Source organism: Dyadobacter sp. 676 (assembly GCF_040448675.1).
Lineage (GTDB): Bacteria > Bacteroidota > Bacteroidia > Cytophagales > Spirosomataceae > Dyadobacter.
In genome coordinates this window covers 1,674,826-1,696,071 of sequence record NZ_CP159289.1, presented here as the reverse complement: position 1 = coordinate 1,696,071, position 21,246 = coordinate 1,674,826, and the positions used below count along the sequence as shown (strand labels likewise).

Sequence of the window (21,246 nt, the reverse complement as noted above, 5' to 3'; positions counted from 1 at the left end):
GCTGGTTTTACGTCACTTCTTCGGAGACAGAATGAAAACGGAAATGTGTCAGGAGAATTATCCGGGGCCGGTATCATTACATCTGCGACCTGTTTTTAACCTATATCCATTTCGATCATGCCTGAATTCAAGGTTTCCGGCTGGCTGCCGGCCAGCGGCAATACCACGCTTCGGAAGCGCCTTTTCCCGCCCCGGTTCATGTACCTGTTAATCGTTTTTTACCTTGTGCTGGAAGGTTATTACCTGATTTTTCGCTTCAATGCGCATATTCAGGATCTGACGCTTTACCGGGACACGGCCGTGAAAATGCTCGGCGGGCAGGTTCCGTTTCGCGATTTTAAGCTGGAATACCCCTTATTATCGTTGCTACCGATTCTGATACCCGGCATTTTGAGTAATCTGGCTGACGGGTCCTTTCACAGCTATGTTGCCTGGTTTATGGCGCAAAACTTGTTGCTGGGGCTGCTAATGGCCCGGATAATCGGTAAAATGGACCCGGCCGGGAAAGCACTGCCGCGGTATATGGCCGCCCTGCTGCTGTCATTGCCGGTATTTCTTTTCCGTTTTGATTCTTTTCCTGCATTGCTGACAATCCTGGCCATTGGTTATGCTATGCGAAGGCCATTTTTATCGGGGATGTCATGGGCGACCGCCACCGCCGCCAAATTATACCCGATCGTGTTAATACCGGTTTTCGGATTATATTATTTGTCTGAAAAAAGCTGGTACAAACTGGCGCGGCAAGCTGGCGGATGCGTGGTCATTACGGGAGTTGTAGCAGGTTTTAGTGTGCTGGCCGGTATGGGCGGGGTCTCGGATTTTATGCATTATCACATGCTGAGGGGCATTCAGGTGGAGAGCGTCGCGGGAGGGGTTATGCTGTTACTGGAAAGCACGGGCATTGTCAAACTCGACATTGCACACAGCTTCGGAGCAATGCATCTGGTTACTCCGCTGGCGGCCTCCGTATTGCAGGTGATCGATGTCGTTATTCCGGCCTGTTTCCTCGCCATGCTCGCGTATGTGGCGTGGGCGTTTCGGGCGGGTACGAGAGCGGGTCGTGCCGCGCGACTCATTCCCGCAGCCGCCGCACAGATACTGCTTTTTATATTGCTCAACAAAGTGCTGTCACCTCAATACCTGATCTGGCTGTTACCATTGATATCGTTTTGCAGGCTAAGGACATACCTTATTTTCGGTGCCGCACTGATGCTGACGATCGTTATATTTCCGGGACACTATTACAATCTGATCTCGAAACAATTGACGATGATCGCCCTCCTGAACATTCGCAATGCGCTTCTGATATGGCTGTTTATTGCATTGATTAGGGAAATAAACCCTATGCACACAAGCCGGCGGGTTTAACGCGCCGCAGATTCCACGCGGGTAATTTCGGACACTTCCACAGTGAGAAAGCCGAACTCTTCCGTTACTATACCCCGGATTTTGTAAACTCCCTTGACCGACGCATTCACTCTCGCGGCTGCCGTGGGAAAGTGAACGGTATCGATAAATTGCCCCTCGTAATCCAGAAACGTGCCGAACTGCATCGATTCGCCCCGGGCTGTGCGGGTATTTTTTAGCGCTACCAAATAGCCGTATTGCACCACCTCCTGATTCACATAATGGTGCAGATCGCGTGACATGACGCTTTTGGGGAGCGGGTTTTTCAGGAGGTTAAAAGGGCTGCAAAGCGGAAAGCCGAGCAGCTCGATCTGGTCATAGGCGTCGTCGAGAATGGAGGAATGGAATTCGGGCAGTTCGAAATCCTTGATCTCCGTGTGGAACAATTGCTTTTGCGGGACCTTTACCGGTGTGGTGCTTAGCCGAAAATGCGCTTTCCAAAGTAGCGTTTTCTTGCCAATCCCGGTAAAACGGAACGCGTCGATCCGGATCAGGATGGTAAGTTGTTCAATGGAAATCGGTACGCGGTCGAGAAAATCATTCAACGACGTAAACGGGCCGTCCTGCCTGCGCGCGGAGAGGATCCGCTCGATCGTTCTGGCTTCGAGGTCATTCAGGAATTGCATACCGAGATATATCTCGTTGCCTTCGATTGTCGCGTGCGCGTCGCTGTGGTTCACGCAGGGCGCGTGTACGAGGGCGCCAAGCATACGGGCCTCATGAATGTACAGTTCGGGGGCGTAAAAACCGCCGCCGTTATTAAGCACGGCTACTAAAAATTCCAGCGGAAAATACGCTTTAAGGAACAAGGTCTGGTAACTTTCCACGGCATAGGAAGCCGAATGTCCTTTGGCGAACGCGAAGCCCGCGAAACTGGCGATCTGGTTCCAGACTTCCATGGTCATCGTCTCGTCGTAACCTTTGCTCCGGCAGTTTTTGAAATACTTTTTCTTCACACGCTCGAATTCCTCCCGTCCCCGGAATTTTCCGCTCATGCCCCGCCGGATCACATCGGCTTCGCCTAACGTCAGGCCCGCAAAATAATGCGCAACCTTGATTACGTCTTCCTGGTAAACCATGATGCCATACGTTTCTTCCATCAGTTCGAGCAGGCGCGGATGGGCTTCGTTACGTCTTTCGGGATGCCGGTGGCGGAGAATGTATTCGCGCATCATACCACTTTTGGCGACTCCCGGCCGTATAATCGAACTGGCGGCGACCAGTCCCAGGTAATTGTCCACTTCCAGCTTTTTCAAAAGCATCCGCATGGCCGGTGATTCCACATAGAAACAGCCGATGCATTGCGCCTGTCTGATCAGATCGTTGATTTTCGGGTCCGTTTTGAATTTTTTTACGTCGTTAATATCGAAATCAGCCGCTTCCGGACGGTTATAACGGATGATTTCGAGTGTTTCTTTGATTTTCGCAAGACCGCGCTGGCCCAGGATATCGTATTTGTTCAACCCCACATCCTCCGCAATCACCATGTCGAACTGAGTGGTAGGAAAGCCTTTCGGCGGGACGTCCGTGGCCGTGAAATAATGCATGGGCCGCTCCGAGATCAGGATACCGCCGGCATGGATACTCAGATGGTTCGGCTGATTGTTGGTTTGCAGGTAATCGGCATATTTAATTACAAGTCCCGCAAGCTGATCCAGCTTTTTGGGATCGTACTTTCCGTTCGCCAGCGCTTCGATTTCGTAGGGAGGTAAGCCAAACACCTTGCCGAGTTCGCGCACGGCGGCATTATGCTGAAACGTGCTGTAAGTTGCCAGCAATGCGGCCTGGCCGTTTTTACCGTAGGTGTCGAAGATGTAACGGGTAACGTCCTCACGGTCGCGCCAGGAAAAATCGATATCGAAATCGGGCGGATTTTTACGGTGAAGGTTGATAAACCGTTCGAAATACAAGTCCAGCTCGATCGGGTCGACGTTAGTGATATTGAGCAAATAGGCGATGATGCTGTTTGCGCCGCTGCCCCGGCCGACGTAATAATAGCCTTTGCGACGTGCGTAGCTTACGATATCATGGTTTACCAGGAAAAACGGCACAAAATTCTGTTGCCGGATCATTTCCAATTCTTTGGCGATGCGGTCAAAAATCTCGTCGGTAATGTTGTCGCCGTAACGGTAACCAAGTGCCTCGTAGCTCATCGAGCGGAGCCTTTTGAAATCGTCTTCTTCGTTTTTGCCGAACACTTTCAGGTTCTGGTGCCCCCGTTCGCTACCGAAAGTGAAATGGATATTGCATTCATCCATCAGTTTTCGGGTGTTTTCCAGTATTATGTGAAAGTCCTTTTGTTCGAAATGGTATTCGAGGACCTTCGCTTGCACGATCTGCTCGTCTTCGCGACCGGTTTGCGAAGCGGCCAGTTTGCTCAATAATGTATTTTCGTCAATGGCACGCAGTAACCGGTGCGCATTGAAATCCTTCCTGTTCCGGAAAGTTAACGGCTGCTGAATCACCATTCTGCTCATAAAGCGTTGCAAGGGAGAGTAATGCAGCTTTCCAAGCTCCTGCATCGAAATACCGATATACTCGTCCGGCCCGAATTGTTCGCGTCGTTCCTTGTTGAGTTTTTCAAAAGGATAAATGACCGCCACGTGCTCCATTTCCGGTGCACGGTCAGGGAAGGGGGCGCCTGCCATTTTCCGGGCCGATAAATACGCATTCATCGCCTGAAAACCGCTGTTGTTCTTTGCCAGCGCCACAAACTGCTGTGTTACGCCATTCCGGAAGTCGATCCCGACAATGGGTTTGATGTCGAATCTGGGAGCCATCCGTATAAAGTTGAGGCATCCCGATGTGTTGTTTATATCGGTGAGTGCGACGCAGTCATAACCGTTTTCCCTGCAAAGCGCAAGCAGGTCGTCCTCGGGGATAGTCCCGAACCGGAGGCTGAAATATGAGTGACAGTTGAGTAACATGAGTATTTGAAAAACGGAACTGAGTACTTACTTTTGGCGTTACTAATGGTGCCTGAAATGATCGTAAGCTTTTCTTCGAAGGAAACCGAAAAAATATGGCTCGGCGAGCGGGTTGCTAAGTTGCCGTTGGAAATCCAGCAGGTTGGGAGACGGAAGCTAAGAATGCTTCATAACTCACAAAACCTTGCGGATTTACGTATTCCTCCATCAAACCGGCTGGAAAAGCTCTCCGGAAATCTGAGAGAATTTTACAGCATTCGTATCAATGATCAGTGGCGGATTGTGTTTAAATGGTCAGATGGTAATGCTGTTGAGGTTAAAATTGTTGATTATCATTAATTTCAATGGAAACACTAAACAATATTCATCCCGGTGAGGTCCTGCTGAAGGAATTTCTAGAACCAATGGGTATTTCTGCTTATCGATTGGCCAGGGAGACTGGTATTCCCCAGACCCGCATTAGCGAGATCGTCAAAGGGCGAAGACGTATTACGGCTGATACAGCATTGCGTTTCAGCAAATACTTCGGCACGACGCCCAAATTCTGGCTTGGCTTGCAGGATGATTATGATATCGAAGAAGGACAGCATTTGATTTCCGAGGAATTGAATGAAATAAAAACTTTGCAGTCGGGCGTTGCCTGATCAACATCAGGCATTCCTGTGTGCCGGGATAATGGGCGGTTCCCCGTTGAACGGGTTTCCCATAGCCCCGATGTCGGAAATTCCCATGGTACTGGCCCAGGTCAGTATCTGGTCGCCGTCTTTATTGTAGGCGTATTTGGTTTTGATGTAATCCATGGCCTGGTAAAGGTTCAGGCGTTCTTCGGTATCATCGAACAGGTTGATCTGGTAATTTCCCGTCACCAGGTCGCTGAAATTCACCCCCACGAGCCGTACCATCATCCGCCGGTTATAGAGCTGGTCGAAAAGCCTTTCTACATGCGGGATCAGGACGTGGTCTGCTGAGGTATAGGCTATTTTCAATTGTTTTGAAAATGTGTTAAAATCGGAATAGCGGATCTTTACCGAAACACAGGAGGTGAGTTTATTGCCGGTCCGGAGCTGGAATGCCAGCGTTTCCGCCATTGCCCGCACCATTTCCCGCATTTTACGTACATCACCGGTATCGCGCCCGAACGTCCGCTCGCTGGAAATGGATTTGCGTTCGTGAAAAGGAACAATGGGAGAGTCGTCGCGCCCGTTGGCGCGGTTCCACAAGGCAATACCGTTTTTACCGAAAACCTGCCCCATTACCTCCATAGGCATTTCCTGGATCGTTTTGACGTACCGTATGCCCAGATTGTTGAGCGTCTGGCCCATTTTTTCGCCCACCATCGGGATTTTTTGCACTTTCATAGGCGCCAGGAACGGTTTTTCCTGTCCGGCGTCCACTTTCAGCTGGTTATTGGGTTTCGCTTCGCCGGTGGCTACCTTGGAAACCAGCTTGTTCGTTGCCAGACCGAATGAAATGGGCAAGCCGGTTTCGCGGATAATGCGCTGGCGGAGGTCGCTTGCCAGGCCATAACAGTCATGGTATTTGTCCATCCCCGACAAATCCGCGTAAAACTCATCGATACTTGCTTTCTCGAACACCGGCACACTCTGGCTAATGATTTCGCTAACTTCTTTGGAATGCTTCGAATACGTTTCCCCGTTTCCACGTATTACCGTCGCCTCGGGGCATAGCATTCGCGCCATTTTCATCGGCATGCCCGAATGCACACCGAATCGCCTCGTTTCGTAGCTGCACGCCGCTACAACGCCCCTGTCGCCCGTTCCGCCGACAAGGATCGGCCTGTTTTCCAGCCGTTTATCCTGCTTGCGCTCCACCGAGACGAAGAAGGTATCCAGATCGAAATGTAATATCGCACGGTCCACTGCTGGTTGGAATTTTTACTAATTAATGGATTTATTCCAAATATATGGACTATATCCATTTTATAAAAGGAAATATTCCAATATTTTTGTATGTTTGAAAATCAGGACAATCAACCAGTAATCATCAAGCATGCCTATGGCTATCGATGAAGAATTCAGGCGTTTCAAGCAGGTCAGGGAAGAGCTTAATCTGACGCAGGCGGCATTTGCCGAAGAACTCGGCATCGGTGCCACCACTGCCGACATCGAGCGCGGGCGTACGCGCATACCCGGGCAGGTCGTGAAGGAACTGCTCAAAAAATACCACATTAACCCACTATGGCTGTTCGGGGAAAGTTCGCAAAAGTACCTTTATACGGATAAGGTCTTCGTCAATCCGAAAGTGGTGACGGTTGACCGGACGGGCAAGGACAACATCGTGCTGGTAAGTGCGAAAGCGGCCGCCGGTTATCCCAACAACATCGGCGACGCGCAATGGTTTGAAGCGCTGCCGGCCTTCACGATTCCGCTGCCGGAGTATCGTAATGCTACATTTAGGGGGTTTCAGGTGGATGGCGACAGTATGACACCGGTGTTGCAATCCGGGGAATGGATTTGGGCCCGGGCGGTGGATGATTGGGATGGGCTGAGTGACAAGAATATGTACGTAGTGGTGACTGTCGACAGTGTGCTGGTCAAGAAAATCAGGAAGGAAAAGGATTCGGCTTTTGTAAACCTTATATCCCTTAACCCGGATTATGCGCCCATCCGCGTTGACCACAACGATATCCGCGAAATTTGGCAAGTCAACAGCAAACTGTCTTTCGACCTTGAACCGGATAATCAGCAGGTAAGCCTGCAAAGCCTGCACCATGAAATGCGGGAGCTGCGGGAAGAAGTAAAGAAGCTGGCGAAATAAGGGCGCCGACTACTGCGGGTCGAATGGATTGAGCAGGCGCAGGTTTTCGATTCTGGCGAAATCTACCGTATTGTTTGTAATCAGCGTGAGGCCATGCACTACCGCCGTTGCGGCAATAATGGCATCGGGTAATTCCAAATTGTGTTGCCTCCGTAGCTCCGCTGCTTTTTTTCTGATTTCCTTTTCGACTTCAAATAAAAACGACAGATCTACAAAGAGATTGACGAAATCAAAGTCAAACGGGGTACCTGTTTTCCAGCTGAATAATTCGATTTCGGTGATTACCGAGAAGCAGATTCGCGTATTTTCGGCAATCTCATCCATTATCTTCTCCACATAGGGAGGAAGATGCTGTTGGAGATAATAAACAGCAATGCTGGTATCCCAGAGATAAGCCTGGTTCATTTGCCACGCAATTCCCTGAGTTGACGCTCCACCTCCTCAATTGGCTGCTTCGTCATTTTGCCTTTCAGGAAACGTATGGCGCTTGTATCCTTAATACGTAGCGTGCTCTCGTGTAGACGAATAATATGTAGATTTTCAAGGCTCCTTAAAAGAGCGAGTGCATTATCGTCGAGAATGTCGATGGTGACCGTGTGTTGCATAGCGTGCCTGGTGTTTGTGATTATTCAAAGATAACCAATAAATATCGGGCAATCCAAGCACGGTTGTATTTTACACCTCTTCCGAAATCAACTGTTTTTCATACAGCTCTTTATAGGCGCCATTCAGCGCCATAAGCTCGCCATGTGTGCCCTGCTCCACAATGCGGCCTTCGTCGAGGACAACGATTTTATCGGCCAGCTTGGCGGAGGAGACGCGGTGGGAGATGATCACGGAAGTGCGCTGATCCATGATCCGCTTCATATTGTTGAGGATGATGTTCTCGGTGTTGGTGTCCACTGCGGAAAGGCAATCGTCGAGAACGAGGATCTTCGGGTCGCGGGCGATGGCGCGGGCGATGGAGAGGCGCTGTTTTTGTCCGCCGGAAAGCGTAATGCCCCTTTCGCCGAGCATGGTTTCGTAACCTTGCGGAAAATCCCTGATATTGTTGTACAAATCGGCATCTTTCACTGCCTGTTCGATCCTCTCAAAAGGCATGTCCTCGGTGCCGAAGCGCACGTTATTCTGGATGGTGTCGGAAAATAGGAATACATCTTGTGGAACATAGCCGATCTGACGACGGTAACCGTGAACGTCGTAGTCTTTCATCGGAATATCGTCGATCAGGATTTCGCCTTCGGTCGGGTCGTAGAGCCGGCATAGCAAATGGGCCAGGGTGCTCTTTCCTGAACCGGTCGTTCCCAGGATCGCCACCGCTTCGCCCGCTTCCACCGTCAAATCGAAATCATGCAACGCTTTAATGCCTGAATCCGGGTAGACAAAGCCCACATGCCGGAAGGTTACTTTACCATTGACAGGTTTGCTGAGATTTTTCTCGGAAACCAGCGTTGTTTTTTCATTCAAAAACTCATTGATCCGAAGCTGCGACGATGCGGCACGTTGGATCTGGCTCGTTGTCCATCCCAGCGCCATCACCGGCCAGGTAAGCATATTCACGTATAATATGAACTCCGTAATATTTCCGGGGGTGAGACGGCCGTTGATAATTTCCTGTCCGCCGATATAAATGACCAGGATGTTGCTCAGGCCTATCAGAAGGACAATCATAGGGTAGAAGAACGCGTCTACTTTGGTGAGGCCCAGTGATTTGGTTTTGAAAACTTCCGCTTCTTTTTGAAAATTAACAAACGACCGGTCTTCCTGAACAAAGGATTTGATTACGCGTATCCCTGAAAACGCCTCCTGCACGTAAGTCGAAAGCGCCGAAAGTTGCTTCTGGATTTCCTGCGAGCGCTTCATGATCATGCTGTTGACCACATAAACACTTACGGAGAGTACCGGGAGGGGTAACAAAACGTAAAAAGTCAGTTTCGGGCTTACCGAAATCATGTAGGAAATCACGAGGAAAAACAGCACGATGAGGTTAATACCGTACATCAGTGCCGGGCCGACGTAAATCCGGACGTTACTGACATCTTCCGAAATGCGCGCCATGAGGTCGCCGGTGCTGTGACGGCGGAAAAAGGCGGCAGGTAGTGTCTGGTAGTGCTGATAAATGTCGTTTTTAAGCTCGAACTCGATGTGCCGCGACATGACGATGATCGTTTGCCGGACCAGAAAGAGAAATATCCCTTTGAGCAGTGCCATCAGCAGGATCAGGAAGCCGTAGAGCAAAATGCTGAACGCGAAAATGTCATACATGTCGGTTTGGAGCGACACGCCATTGAAGAGGTAATAAATATCGAGCGTTTCGATCACCAGGTCGAGTGCGTAACGTACGAGCTGGGCCGGGATAATGCCGAAAAGATTGGATATAATCGTGAAAATGATACCGAGGATGAGGTACCACTTATATTTCCACAAATACTTATTAAGGGATTTCAGTGCTTTCACCTGTTCAGATTTTTGTCGATGGCGCAGGATGCTTTCTAGCCAACATCCTATTTTACCAAAACGTTGCAAAATTAAAACGTCGCGCGCCAATTTTCCGATTGTGAACAAAATAGTATAATTTTGCGGTCGATTTTCAAAACAATAAATGCGGGGTACAAGCAGAATGCCTTGCAAAACATGCAGACACGTTCTTTGATTTACTGTACCTTTTATCCAAATAGTATTCCGGCTTATGCTGAATAGAAGATTACTAAGAACCAAGGCCGTGCAGGCGCTTTATGCGCGGCAGCTCACCGCCGATGCAAACCGCCTGCTGGCACTCGATCATATTGAAGAAGCCTTTGCCCCGGACCTTAACTCGATGGAGTTTCAGGACAAGAAAAAGCTCTCGGGAATGAAGCGCCTCGCGAGCATGACACTCGACGAACTGATCAAAAACGGCAGGCCCAACGAAGACGAGGAGCTCCCGGCACAGGTATTGAAGGTAGCACAAAGTGCCTATGAAGCTTATAACCGGCAGACTAATTCGGATGGAGAGAAACTCGTTAGAAGGGTTTTGAATGAGACCGAGACGATTTACGTCGACTTTATCAGAATCCTGTCGATGCTGATCGAACTTTCGCACCAGGCAAAAATCGACCGCGAGCGCAGGTACGAAGATCCCGAGGCGCCATTTCCGAAAGATTCGGGACTCGACACCAACCGGGTGATCAAGGTGTTGCAGGGAGATAAAGCGCTGGAAGAGGAAATTATCCGCAGCGGTATCAACTGGTCCGACGAAATGAACCTCATCCGGAAAATCTACCGGGAGGCGTTGCGGAAAGACGAAATCTATGAAACATATTGTAAATCGGCGTCCCACACGCCGGAGGAAGATCAGGAGCTGATCCAGCACGTGCTTCGGCAGATCATTCTCAAGCACGAAATTTCGGTAGAATATCTTGAACAGCGCGACCTCTATTGGGCCGACCACAGCGAGCTGATCCGCAGTCTGGCGATTAAAACCCTCCGTACGGCCGATCATGCGCACACGTTCCAGCTCGCCCCGCTGACCAGGGATTGGGAAGAGGACCGTGCCTTTGTGGAAGAGCTTTGCAAAATTGTGATCAGGGAAAGCGATCAATATGACATTTACCTTGAAGATCATCTGAAAAACTGGGAGCTCGAAAGGGTCGCGTTGGTAGACCTGATCATTCTTAAAACAGCTCTCGCCGAGCTGATCCATTTTCCCGGTATCCCCGTGAAAGTCACCATCAATGAGTTTATCGAAATCGCGAAAAGGTACAGTACTCCAAAAAGTGGTAAGTTTGTAAATGGCGTCCTCGACGTGCTTTCCGTGAAACTTGCCCGGGAAGGCGTGATCAGAAAAAGCGGACGCGGATTGATTGATAATAAGTAAAAGCTGCCGAAATTGGGGCCGGGTATAATGGAACAGTTTTTGGAAACCATTATAAGTAATTAAGCTGAGCCCCGTTCAGCAGCCAGAAAACTACCAGAAATCATGAGTAAAACCAGTAATACACTAATCGCATTCCTGACGGGCTGTGCTACCGGCGCAGCATTGGGTATCCTTTACGCTCCGGATAAAGGAGAAGTACTACGTACCCAACTGACATACCGGCTGTCCAAATACCGTGAAAAACTGCAAGAGGTCATTCAGGATCTGGTCGACAAGAAAGACCAGCCCGACAGCTATGCCAGAACGGAAGGTGAGCGCGTAGTGAACGATGCCCGCGAAAAAGCCGAGAAGCTTCTGGAAGATGTTGACCGCCTGATGGCGCAGATCAAGGGGCAGGCCAGCTGATATTCCCTATGAAAAAAATAGCCCTTTTCGCGTTTCTGGGATTGACGATAGCCTTTTCCGGATGCTCCCGGGATGAAAAGAAAGGTGGGCAAAAACAGGCAAACTCCAAACTGCCTGTTTTTGCTTTGGTCGACAGTGCAGCCTACGATTTCGGGACCATCCAGGAAGGCGCTATCGTGGAACATGAATTCAAGTTCCGTAATGACGGGGAATATCCGCTGATTCTCAACAATATCAGCTCCTCATGCGGATGTACTACGCCCGAATGGCCGAAAGACCCCATTGAGCCCAATCAGACTTCCAGCATTAAAGTCCGGTTTGACAGTAAGCACAAGGTCGGGCCTCAGGTAAAGACCATCACGGTATACGCGAATACAGAGCCCGCCTACACCGAATTGAGGCTGAAAGGTATTGTGAATGCAGCTCCTCAGCCAGCGGTGGCCGATTCGGCGGCTGAGAAACAAACGGCGGAGAAGTAATCGGCGGGACTTCGTAAAACATTTATACAACCCATTTACTACAATGAATTTTTCAATTTTAGCACAGGCAGCGGCCGGCGGCTCGCAGGGCATGATTTACCAGGTCGTGATGTGGGTCGGTATTATCGGGGTATTTTACTTCTTTATGATCCGCCCGCAGCAAAAGAAACAGAAGGAGCAGAAAGAACTGCTTAATAACCTTAAAAAGGGCGATCAGGTCGTGACTATCGGCGGAATCCACGCACGGGTTTATACAGTGGAGGAAGCGACGGTGACACTGGAGTTGGATAAAGGTGTCAAGTTAACGGTCGAGAAATCAGCTATTTCGCGTACCATCGCAGGGTAACTAATTAGGAACAGCACGCATTTCCGGTAATGCGTGCAATTTCAGAATTGTTGTGAGTCAAGTCCAACCCAATCAAAACAAAATCAAAACGTTTATAGGATGCTTGCTTGCAGCATCCTTTTTTTGGTTAATGAATGTCCTCAACAAGGACAACTATTCTCTTAAACTGAATTATCCGCTGTCGATCGAGTACGATAATTCGGCTTACGTGCCTATGCAGCCGCTTCCCAAACGGATTTCGGTGAATGTCACAGGCGACGGCTGGACTTTGCTGCAAAAGTCATGGCTGAATTTCAATGCACACCCGGTGGTTTACCGTGTTCAAAACCCGAATGTGTCCAGTTTTATCAATTCTACTACACTTACCGATCAAATCACGGAGATGTTCCCGAACCTGCATGTGAACTATGTGGTGGCCGATACATTCGAACTCAAATTCGAACCCAAAATCAGAAAGATCATACCGATCCGGGTGGATAGCGCCGGAATCGATATCCGCGACGGTTATGTCATTTCCAGCTTTATCAATGTGTCGCCGTCCCTGATTTCGGTGGATGGGCCTGTTTCGCAGATCAAGACCTACCCGGACACGATCAAAGTGCGTGTGCCGACGCCGAAAATCCAGAACAATTACGACGAAAGCCTGCCCATTCCGTTGCCCGTTTCCCCGCTTGTGGAAGTGAGCCATCGGGATGTCTACGTCAGTTTTGAAGTTGCGCAGTTCCTGGGTGCCTCACCGCAGGAATAGCTTAAACCGAAAATTTATGGACCTTCCACTTCTGATAGGCATCACCGGAGGTATCGGGTCCGGTAAAAGCATGGTATGCAGGCTGTTCGAATGCCTGGACATTCCGGTTTATTATGCCGACAGCCGCGCCAAGTGGCTCACCAATTATGATCCGGAAATTCGCGAAAAGGTGACTGCGTTGCTGGGGCAGGATGCTTACAACGCACAGGGTTTTTACGATACGAAGTTTGTAGCCTCGCGTGTTTTCAATAACGAGCCGTTGCTTAAAGAGTTGAATGCAATTATTCACCCGGTTGTGCGCAGGGATACCGTTGAATGGGTCGGGCGGCATGCCGGACTGCCGTATGTCTTGAAGGAAGCAGCCATTATGGGCAAGGCAGGACAATCCAATGCGGTGGACTACGTGGTGGTGGTGGAAGCGCCCGTTGAATTGCGCATTCAAAGAATACTAAGCAGGGACAACCGGACGGAACAGGAGATCCGGGCCATTATCGAACGGCAGATTTCGGACGAATCCCGTCGTGAAATAGCCGATTTTATCGTACACAATGACGAAGCTTCGGCATTGATCCCGCAAGTGCTGCATTTGCACGAAATTTTTCGGAAGGGCAGGGCTAATGCTTAAAAATCCACATCCAATCCCAAAGCCTGCTTTAAGTCGAGCAAATAGGGATTTTTTTCAGCCATGTAATTGAATTTCTCCGCAGGGGTGTAGGGTAGCCTGTTCACTTCCTGCGGCGCAACGCGGGGGTTGATATCCAGTTTGGGAGCGTCGAGCCTCGCTTTCAGAAAGCCTAATAACTCATATCGCACGTTTGCAACCGCATCCAGCTGATGATCATTGTCCAATGCGATTTCGATTGTCGTTCCATTCAACTGGAACTCCCTGTTAAGCGTAATTTGCTCGGTCGTTGAATTGCCCTCTTGCAGACGCTTCTGAGCGAATTCATACCAAAGCCTTTGCAGGTTTGCGAGCGTCAATTCCTCTTTTTTTATACCATTCGAAACTGCCGCGGAATCAACCGGGGGCTGTGTGCCTGCCGGCTTTGTAGCCTGCTGTGCGGGCGGCGTGAGCACGGGTGTGAGCGAGACGGTGCTTTTAAGCCGGGAAGGTGTGGTCTGTGGAGGGACTGTCTGCTGGGCGGGCGCTTGCTGGTGTACACCCACGGGTTGGACCGGAACAGCGGCATAAGCGTTTCCGTTCGACGGGTGGCCATTAGCAGGTGCGGCGGGCTGCGGTGCCGCTCCGTTATTCAGAGGTTGCTGTGGCTCAACTTTTTTTTTTGCCGTTTCATCAACGGCGGCGAGCGTATGAAGTTGAAGAACCTGCGGTAAATTGGCGAGTTTCATCAGGCAGAGTTCCACATGCAGCCGCTGGTTTTTCGCCGATTTATAATTGATATCGCATTGCCCGGTAATGCTCAGAGCCGAAAGCAGAAAACCCATATCAGCCATGAGCGATTGTTCGAGGTATTTTCGCTCCGCCGACTCCGAGACCTGCAATAAGGTAACCGTCGCCGGGTCCTTGCACACCAGCAGGTTCCGGAAATGTTCCAGCAGGCCGACTACAAAGAGGTGGCCGTCGAAGCCCTTGCGGAGAATTTCATCGAAAAGCACCAGCGAGCGTGCAATGCTGCCCGCAGTGAGCGCATCGGTAATTTTGAAATAATAGTCGTAATCAAGGATATGCAGGTTTTCCAGTACAGCCGCGTAGGTGAGGTGATTGTTCGTGGAAAACGTCACATTCAGGTCGAACATCGACAGGGCGTCCCGTAAACCGCCATCGGCTTTCTGGCCGATCAGTTCGAGTGCCTCGTGTTCCGCATTGATCCCCTCCTTTTTGGCGATATCCGCAAGGTGATGCGCAATGTCTTTGGATTGAATGCGGTTAAAGTCAAAAATCTGGCAACGGGAGAGGATTGTCGGAAGTATTTTATGCTTCTCCGTAGTTGCGAGGATAAAAATCGCATAGGAGGGCGGTTCTTCCAATGTTTTCAGGAATGCATTGAAAGCTGCCTGCGAAAGCATATGCACCTCATCGATGATGTAGATTTTGTATTTCCCCGTTTGCGGCGGATAACGCACCTGATCGATCAGGTTACGGATGTCTTCGACCGAGTTGTTGGAAGCGGCATCGAGCTCGTGGATGTTAAAGGAAGCGTTGTTCTGGAAACTCACACAAGACTCGCATTCACCGCAGGCCTCTACATCGTCGCCAAGGTTCTGGCAGTTGATAGTTTTCGCCAGAATGCGTGCGCAGGTCGTTTTTCCTACACCGCGGGGACCGCAGAAAAGGAAAGCTTGCGCAAGGTGATTGGTGCGAATGGCATTCTTTAATGTGGTAGTGATGTGTGATTGACCCACCACCGAATCAAAGGTGACGGGACGATACTTTCTGGCCGAAACAACGAAATGATCCATGGTGCAAGATACTTCCGTGCACTGGATTTTCAAAGCCGTTATTTCGTCACGAGCGGGTATACCCGGACATAATCGACTATCATTTTTTGTGGGAAAATGCTGTCATCCACGCCCTTTTGTCCACCCCAGTTGCCTCCGACGGCAATGTTTAAAATTAAGTGAAACGGCTTGTCGAACGGCCATTCGGGCCATTGGTACGAAGCTTCTTTTTTGAAGGTGAAATAGGCGTTGTTATCAACCAGGATAGTGATGCTTTCGGGCGTCCACTCGCAGGTGTATACATGAAAATCTTCCGAAAGGCCCTTTACCACCACATTGTTGCCTTTATTGGTTTTGATAGCATGGTTAAACGCCTTCGTATGGATATTTCCATGGACGCGGTCCTGATCAAACCCGACGTGCTCCATGATATCTATTTCCCCGTTGTCCGGCCAGCCTTTATTGCCATAATCGTTTTCGCTCGCCAGCATCCAGATCGCGGGCCACGTCCCACGCCCTTTGGGCAACTTCGCCCGGATCTCGAACTTTCCATATAAAAAATCTCCCTTGCCCTTCGAAACCAGCCTTGCCGAACTGTATTGCTGCTTTCCTGATGGCTCCTTAATGGCCGCAATCACCAGGTTACCATTCTCTACCCTGGCGTTTTCGACCTTGTCCGTGTAGTTTTCCAGCTCATTATTCCCCCAGCCATGGTCGCCGAGGTCGTAGCTCCATTTGGTGGCGTCGGGCTTGCCGGTGTAATTGAATTCATCCTGCCAGGATGGGGTAGGGGCGAATTTGTATTGATGTGTGGCTGTCCTGGGTTTTTCCGAGGGCTGAGCGCAGCCAGCTGAAACAGAAATTGTGATGATACAAATTGCCGCTCCCACTCTTCGGAATAGCACATTAGCTTGCGAGATCATTCTGGACGTCATTTAATTCACTGAGCTTTTTCCGCACGTTTTTGCTTTGCTGTCAATGCGTGCTCCTTTCGCTTCGGTAGATTGTCAAAATCGACGTGAATATATTTTTCGAGGGATGTTACTTTTTCCTCGATAAATTTCTCCTGGGCGGGAGTGAGTTGGATTCCTGGATTACGGTCCATGGTCATATTCTACGGCGTCTAACAACGCCAGGTTATGTAGTGTCGGGCTTCCCGTTACCCTCGAAATTACAACAGCTTTTTTATTGTTTTGTTTGCGCTAACACTCTCAAAGCGATAGAAAGTCCTTTCACGAACAAGTTTAAACGGGTAGCCAGTTTCCTCCATATCAAATTGCTTATAGTGTGGTAAATATTCTCCCTCAAACATATAAAAAATCCCCATAACCCGAATTATAAATTCCTAAACCTCAGCATTCAGTGAAATCCTGTGGTTTTCATGCTTAATTTTGTGGCCCGCTTGTCGTTTTTATGTAATGAAGGAAATAAAGCTGCGTACCGAGGTTGCCCTGGATCCCCCCGACTGGAAGATTGACCATCAGACCAAAATACTGACCATCGGCTCCTGTTTTGCCGAAGTGCTGGGTGGCCAGCTGGCTGGTTATAAGTTCGATGTGCTCAATAATTCGTTAGGGACGGTGTTTAACCCGCTGACGATCTGTAAAATACTGGATAGCGCGGTAGAGGAGAAAAGGCCGAACCCCGCATTGTTCCTCCAAAATCCGGATCACATCTGGCTGCATCACGATTTTCATTCGTCGCAATGGGCTAATGGACAGGGGGCGCTGGATGCGCAGCTTTCGGACAGGCTGGACGAAATCCGGGAATTTTTGAGCGAAACCGGTTTACTGGTGATCACATTGGGCACGGCTTACGCCTATCGGCACCGGAAAACGAACCTGATCGTCGGTAACTGCCATAAAATGCCCGCCGATCGGTTCATTAAAGAGCTCCTGCATCCCGACCAGATTGCCATCGCATTTGAACAGCTCATCCAGAAGCTAATCCCGTTCAACCGCAAGCTACGCATTATGCTTACGGTAAGCCCGGTGCGCCACACGCGCGATACACTGTCGCTTAACCAGGTAAGCAAGTCGACGTTGCGCCTCGTATGCCACCGGCTTTCCGAGAAATACAAGCATGTGGATTACTTTCCGTCGTACGAGATCATGGTTGACGAGCTCCGCGACTACCGGTTTTATAAAGAAGACCTGATCCATCCGGGTGCGACGGCGGAGGAATATATTTTCAATGTTTTTGCGGAAAACTATATCGATGCCGGTTCGGTGAAGCTCATGAAAGAATGGGCGCCCATCCGGGACAGCCTGGCGCACCGGCCATTGCACGGCCTCACACAGGGGCATCTGAAAATGTTGAAATCGCTGTGGAGCAAGCTTAATGCGCTTTCGCGAAATCTGGACGTTTCCGCGGAAATGGAGGAAGTGGAGCGGAGGATCGGAGAATTTCCCGGAATGTGACAAACTCATTGGCCATATTTCGTGTTGCATAGTATTGAGTCAATGTACCAGCCATCATAATGGGAGAATTTACAATTAATAAGGAAAAAGTATTACAGGCATTGAGTACTGTGGAAGAGCCTGATCTGAAAAAAGATCTGGTGACGCTCGGTATGATCCAGGATATAGAAATAGGTGTAAACCAGGTGCGGTTTACGGTAGTGCTTACAACACCCGCTTGCCCTCTTAAAGAACTGATCAGAAAGAATTGCGAGAACGCAATCCACGAACACCTGAGCCCCGATGTCGAGGTGATCATCAAGCTTACCGCGAATGTAACTACGACCCGCCATACAGGCCCGCTAATCCCCGGCGTGAAAAACGTGATCGCGATCTCGTCCGGTAAAGGAGGGGTAGGGAAGTCTACGGTAACAGCCAACCTCGCAATGGCATTGCACCGCTCCGGCGCGAAGGTGGGTATTATCGACGCCGATATTTTCGGCCCCTCGATTCCGGTGATGTTTGGTGCGGAGAATATGCAGCCCACGATTACGCCGAAGGACGGAAAGAATTTTATCAACCCGATCCGTCAGTACGGTATCAAAATGATGTCGATCGGTTTCCTGACGCCGCCCGACAGCGCGGTTGTGTGGCGGGGCCCGATGGCGAGCCAGGCATTGCGCCAGTTCTTCGGCGATACCGACTGGGGCGAGCTCGATTACCTGCTCATCGACCTGCCGCCCGGCACCAGCGACATTCACCTGACGCTCGTGCAGACCGTTCCGGTAACGGGCGCCGTGGTGGTTACGACACCCCAGAAAGTGGCGTTGGCCGATGCCGTGAAAGGATTGTCGATGTTCAAACAGCCACAGATTAACGTGCCTGTTCTGGGTATAATTGAAAATATGGCGTGGTTTACGCCCGAAGAATTGCCCGGTCACCAATATCATATTTTCGGAAAAGGCGGCGGACAATCGCTGGCCGATAAATTCGAGGTGCCTTTGCTTGGACAAATCCCATTGGTACAGGGCATTCGCGAGGCGGGCGACGATGGCCGGCCGGCCGTAATGGACACCAACCCGATCGTGAACGAGGCATTCATGAATGCGGCGGAGGCGTTGGCGCAGCAGGTGGCGATCCGGAATGCGTCGCGTGAGAAGACAAAAGCTGTTGAAATCCAGGTTTGACAGTTAGCAGTCGAATGATTTGATTTTTTGGATATAATCTTGCATCTTAGCAGACAGACTTTTTAACAATGGATTCAAAAGAAAAAACCATAGAACTAATCGAGCAGGCGCTCGAAACGGTGCGTCCTTATCTGCATGCGGATGGAGGCGATGTGAAATTTGTGGAGCTGACGGACGATATGATTGTAAAGCTGGAACTGCAAGGGTCCTGCCAAAGCTGTCCGATGAGTGCAATGACTTTCAGGGCCGGCCTGGAAGAATCGATCCGAAGGGCGGTGCCTCACATTACCAAAGTTGTTTCTTCGAATGTGCCCGAGCTGGCATAAGCACGGAAAATTCATATCAAACATTGATCAAAAGCAGTTTCCTGAGACGGGAACTGCTTTTTGCGTTTTAATCGGTGCGGTAAATAGTCCGTAATTGATTCCTCCCGATTAGTCGCTTATATTGCGGGCATCATTGGAATGCATTAATCAGATTATCAGACATGCGTATCGGAATTTTTTTTGGGGGGGGCCCTCCCGCGAAAGGGAGATATCATTTGCAGGTGGCAAAACGGCATTTGAATACCTCGACAAGTCACTTTTTGAGCCGGTACCGGTTTTTGTGGACAGTTTCGGCGGGTTTATCCTCCTGCAAAAGGAATTGATGTATTCGTCCGAAATCCGCGAGTTCTATCCAGCGCCCGGCGTACAAAAAGATGGCTTTAAAGCTTATATAGAATCCTTTCCCGAACTGGCCGCGGCGGAAGTTCCCGGAGAGGCGGGAAGGTTAATCGCGCCCGCGGAATTCAAAAACCATTTCGACTTCGCATTTCTGGCAATGCATGGTCCGGACTGCGAAGACGGAGCCATTCAGGGGCTGCTTGAATGGTATAAAATTCCTTACAGCGGACCGGGTTTGATGGGTTCTGCCGTGGGAATCGATAAAATATTACAAAACGAGATGATCGCCCTGGTGAATGGCCAGGAAAAAAAGAGCTGGACGCTTAAATACAGCCAGTGGGTCCCGAAGGATTACCCGTTGTTGTTCCAGGTTTTGAGAAAGCACCTGGGGCTGCCTCTGGTGATCAAAGCGCCCCACCAGGGTTCTTCTATCGGTGTAGCCATTGTGAAAGGGGATTCGCTGGAAGAGTTCGTTTCTGCTGTAAACCAATGCTTTTTCCAGACCGAGCTCGATGCTGAAACGTGGAAAGCGCTGGATGAAGCGGAAAAACTGGCCTGGGCGCAGAAAATCGCGAACCTGGACGAGGGCATCGGCTTTCCGGTTATTCTGGGCGACAAAACGATTTACCACCCTACAACATTGATCAGTGAACTGGAAATCCATTTCTCGGGCGGCAATTCACATGCGTTACTGAGCAGTTCCAATGCGGAGGACCAGGTATTGATCGAAGAATTTGTGAACGGTCAGGAGTTTTCCTGCGGGTGCATCCAGTTCGACGACGGTTCGCCGCTCGCATTACCGCCGAGCGAGGTGATTAAAATGGTGGAGGTTTTTGATTTTAATACAAAATATAAGCCCGGCGCAAGTCGCAAGCGCACTCCAGTGGATACTACGCTCGAAAAGAACCGGGAAATCCAACAAATGATCGCGGCCACGTTCCAGCAGTTGGGGATCAACTCATGCGTGCGGATTGACGGCTTCCTAACCGAAAACGGCACTATCCTGCTCCACGACCCGAACACCATTCCGGGAATGTCGCCGACCTCATTCATTTTCAAACAAATGGCCGAAATTGGCCTGAATGTGACCCAGGCGCTGACTTACCTGATCCGCCAATCGCTGCGCGAGCGCATACGCACCGGCAAGCAAACGTGGGCACTCCGCGCGTTGCTCGAAAAGCTCGATCATCGTATTGCCGCCCATGTTGCGGCTGCCAAACCGGAAGAATACATTGTTTTCGATTCTACCGACGAAGCTTACACGGAAGCCCGCCGCCGTTACGGCCTGCTGAATGCCGAAGGAAAGGTAAGGCCGGTCCCTGTTCTCAAAGCCGCGGACGGACATTTCTATAAGCTACCGAACCCGTTGATGTTCAAGGAATATGTCTCGGATGTAGAGGCGTTGCTGCATGCGGAACGGCATCCGTTGCTGGTTGAAACCTCGCAGAAAGCGGCTCCCCTTACCGCCTTTTTTGCAGGTCAGGTCTCCTACGATATTACCCGAATAGACGACCCTGCATTGTTATCGTAAAGTGCTCGCTGGTTACTTATTGTAGCTCATTATGAGTTAATTACAAGTGTTTGTGAAGCTGCGTGCAACCGGAAACCGCCGTATTAATTTTTTTCAATTTTCTTCCGGTTTCTGGTGT

The 21,246-nt window shown here is 50.0% G+C and carries 20 protein-coding genes; 14 read left to right on the top strand and 6 right to left on the bottom strand.

What is annotated here, in order from left to right; genetic code table 11:
- The first annotated feature begins 117 nt into the window (after window positions 1–117).
- Complete coding sequence (locus ABV298_RS07740; RefSeq protein WP_353721578.1) at window positions 118–1,368, top strand: hypothetical protein; 1,251 nt, start codon at window positions 118–120, stop codon at window positions 1,366–1,368.
- Here the strand turns inward: ABV298_RS07740 and dnaE are convergent.
- Window positions 1,365–4,334 (bottom strand): DNA polymerase III subunit alpha, encoded by a 2,970-nt coding sequence (dnaE, locus tag ABV298_RS07735; protein WP_353721577.1) that lies wholly within the window; start codon window positions 4,332–4,334, stop codon window positions 1,365–1,367. The two genes, ABV298_RS07740 and dnaE, sit on opposite strands and share 4 nt — an antisense overlap.
- A gap of 57 nt (window positions 4,335–4,391) precedes the next feature.
- On the opposite strand from dnaE, the gene ABV298_RS07730 reads away from it, so the two are divergent.
- Window positions 4,392–4,673 carry a type II toxin-antitoxin system RelE/ParE family toxin gene (locus tag ABV298_RS07730; protein ID WP_353723153.1) on the top strand — a complete coding sequence of 94 codons (282 nt, stop codon included), beginning with the start codon at window positions 4,392–4,394 and terminating at the stop codon, window positions 4,671–4,673.
- 5 nt (window positions 4,674–4,678) lie between these two features.
- Window positions 4,679–4,978 carry a HigA family addiction module antitoxin gene (locus tag ABV298_RS07725; RefSeq protein WP_353721576.1) on the top strand — a complete coding sequence of 100 codons (300 nt, stop codon included), beginning with the start codon at window positions 4,679–4,681 and terminating at the stop codon, window positions 4,976–4,978.
- A gap of 6 nt (window positions 4,979–4,984) precedes the next feature.
- Here ABV298_RS07725 and dinB read toward each other — a convergent pair whose 3' ends face one another.
- On the bottom strand, window positions 4,985–6,214 hold the full coding sequence (gene dinB / locus ABV298_RS07720) for a DNA polymerase IV (RefSeq protein WP_353721575.1): 1,230 nt from the start codon (window positions 6,212–6,214) through the stop codon (window positions 4,985–4,987).
- A gap of 136 nt (window positions 6,215–6,350) precedes the next feature.
- Between dinB and ABV298_RS07715 the strand changes: the two genes are divergently transcribed.
- Window positions 6,351–7,112 (top strand): LexA family transcriptional regulator, encoded by a 762-nt coding sequence (locus ABV298_RS07715; protein WP_353721574.1) that lies wholly within the window; start codon window positions 6,351–6,353, stop codon window positions 7,110–7,112.
- Window positions 7,113–7,121: 9 nt separating this feature from the next.
- Here ABV298_RS07715 and ABV298_RS07710 read toward each other — a convergent pair whose 3' ends face one another.
- Together ABV298_RS07710 and ABV298_RS07705 are read right to left on the bottom strand one after the other, a co-directional pair.
- Complete coding sequence (locus ABV298_RS07710) at window positions 7,122–7,517, bottom strand: type II toxin-antitoxin system VapC family toxin (protein WP_353721573.1); 396 nt, start codon at window positions 7,515–7,517, stop codon at window positions 7,122–7,124.
- A 270-nt stretch (window positions 7,518–7,787) separates the two neighbouring features.
- A complete protein-coding gene (locus ABV298_RS07705; protein ID WP_353721572.1) occupies window positions 7,788–9,569 on the bottom strand; it encodes an ABC transporter ATP-binding protein in 1,782 nt (593 codons plus the stop codon).
- A 232-nt stretch (window positions 9,570–9,801) separates the two neighbouring features.
- Between ABV298_RS07705 and nusB the strand changes: the two genes are divergently transcribed.
- From nusB to coaE, 6 genes are all read left to right on the top strand, one after another.
- Window positions 9,802–10,968: a transcription antitermination factor NusB gene (gene nusB / locus ABV298_RS07700; protein WP_353721571.1), complete on the top strand. Its 1,167-nt coding sequence runs from the start codon at window positions 9,802–9,804 to the stop codon at window positions 10,966–10,968.
- A gap of 102 nt (window positions 10,969–11,070) precedes the next feature.
- The gene (locus ABV298_RS07695; protein ID WP_353721570.1) at window positions 11,071–11,373 is read left to right on the top strand and encodes a YtxH domain-containing protein; all 303 of its coding nucleotides are present in this window, start codon (window positions 11,071–11,073) and stop codon (window positions 11,371–11,373) included.
- 8 nt (window positions 11,374–11,381) lie between these two features.
- Window positions 11,382–11,852, top strand: coding sequence for a DUF1573 domain-containing protein (locus ABV298_RS07690; RefSeq protein ID WP_353721569.1), 471 nt, complete (start codon window positions 11,382–11,384; stop codon window positions 11,850–11,852).
- 43 nt (window positions 11,853–11,895) lie between these two features.
- On the top strand, window positions 11,896–12,198 hold the full coding sequence (gene yajC / locus ABV298_RS07685; RefSeq protein WP_353721568.1) for a preprotein translocase subunit YajC: 303 nt from the start codon (window positions 11,896–11,898) through the stop codon (window positions 12,196–12,198).
- 130 nt (window positions 12,199–12,328) lie between these two features.
- Window positions 12,329–12,946, top strand: a complete 618-nt coding sequence (locus ABV298_RS07680) for a hypothetical protein (RefSeq protein WP_353721567.1) — start codon at window positions 12,329–12,331, stop codon at window positions 12,944–12,946.
- Between the two features lie 16 nt (window positions 12,947–12,962).
- Complete coding sequence (gene coaE / locus ABV298_RS07675; protein WP_353721566.1) at window positions 12,963–13,571, top strand: dephospho-CoA kinase; 609 nt, start codon at window positions 12,963–12,965, stop codon at window positions 13,569–13,571.
- On the opposite strand, the gene ABV298_RS07670 is transcribed toward coaE, so the two are convergent.
- The gene (locus ABV298_RS07670) at window positions 13,568–15,367 is read right to left on the bottom strand and encodes a DNA polymerase III subunit gamma/tau (protein WP_353721565.1); all 1,800 of its coding nucleotides are present in this window, start codon (window positions 15,365–15,367) and stop codon (window positions 13,568–13,570) included. The two genes, coaE and ABV298_RS07670, sit on opposite strands and share 4 nt — an antisense overlap.
- Before the next feature lie 38 nt (window positions 15,368–15,405).
- The gene (locus ABV298_RS07665) at window positions 15,406–16,269 is read right to left on the bottom strand and encodes a glycoside hydrolase family 16 protein (protein WP_353721564.1); all 864 of its coding nucleotides are present in this window, start codon (window positions 16,267–16,269) and stop codon (window positions 15,406–15,408) included.
- A 495-nt stretch (window positions 16,270–16,764) separates the two neighbouring features.
- Between ABV298_RS07665 and ABV298_RS07660 the strand changes: the two genes are divergently transcribed.
- From ABV298_RS07660 to ABV298_RS07645, 4 genes are all read left to right on the top strand, one after another.
- On the top strand, window positions 16,765–17,766 hold the full coding sequence (locus ABV298_RS07660; RefSeq protein WP_353721563.1) for a GSCFA domain-containing protein: 1,002 nt from the start codon (window positions 16,765–16,767) through the stop codon (window positions 17,764–17,766).
- Window positions 17,767–17,825: 59 nt separating this feature from the next.
- Window positions 17,826–18,932: an iron-sulfur cluster carrier protein ApbC gene (gene apbC / locus ABV298_RS07655; protein WP_353721562.1), complete on the top strand. Its 1,107-nt coding sequence runs from the start codon at window positions 17,826–17,828 to the stop codon at window positions 18,930–18,932.
- 68 nt (window positions 18,933–19,000) lie between these two features.
- On the top strand, window positions 19,001–19,258 hold the full coding sequence (locus ABV298_RS07650) for a NifU family protein (RefSeq protein WP_353721561.1): 258 nt from the start codon (window positions 19,001–19,003) through the stop codon (window positions 19,256–19,258).
- Between the two features lie 133 nt (window positions 19,259–19,391).
- Window positions 19,392–21,128: a D-alanine--D-alanine ligase gene (locus ABV298_RS07645; RefSeq protein ID WP_353721560.1), complete on the top strand. Its 1,737-nt coding sequence runs from the start codon at window positions 19,392–19,394 to the stop codon at window positions 21,126–21,128.
- Window positions 21,129–21,246 lie beyond the last annotated feature (118 nt).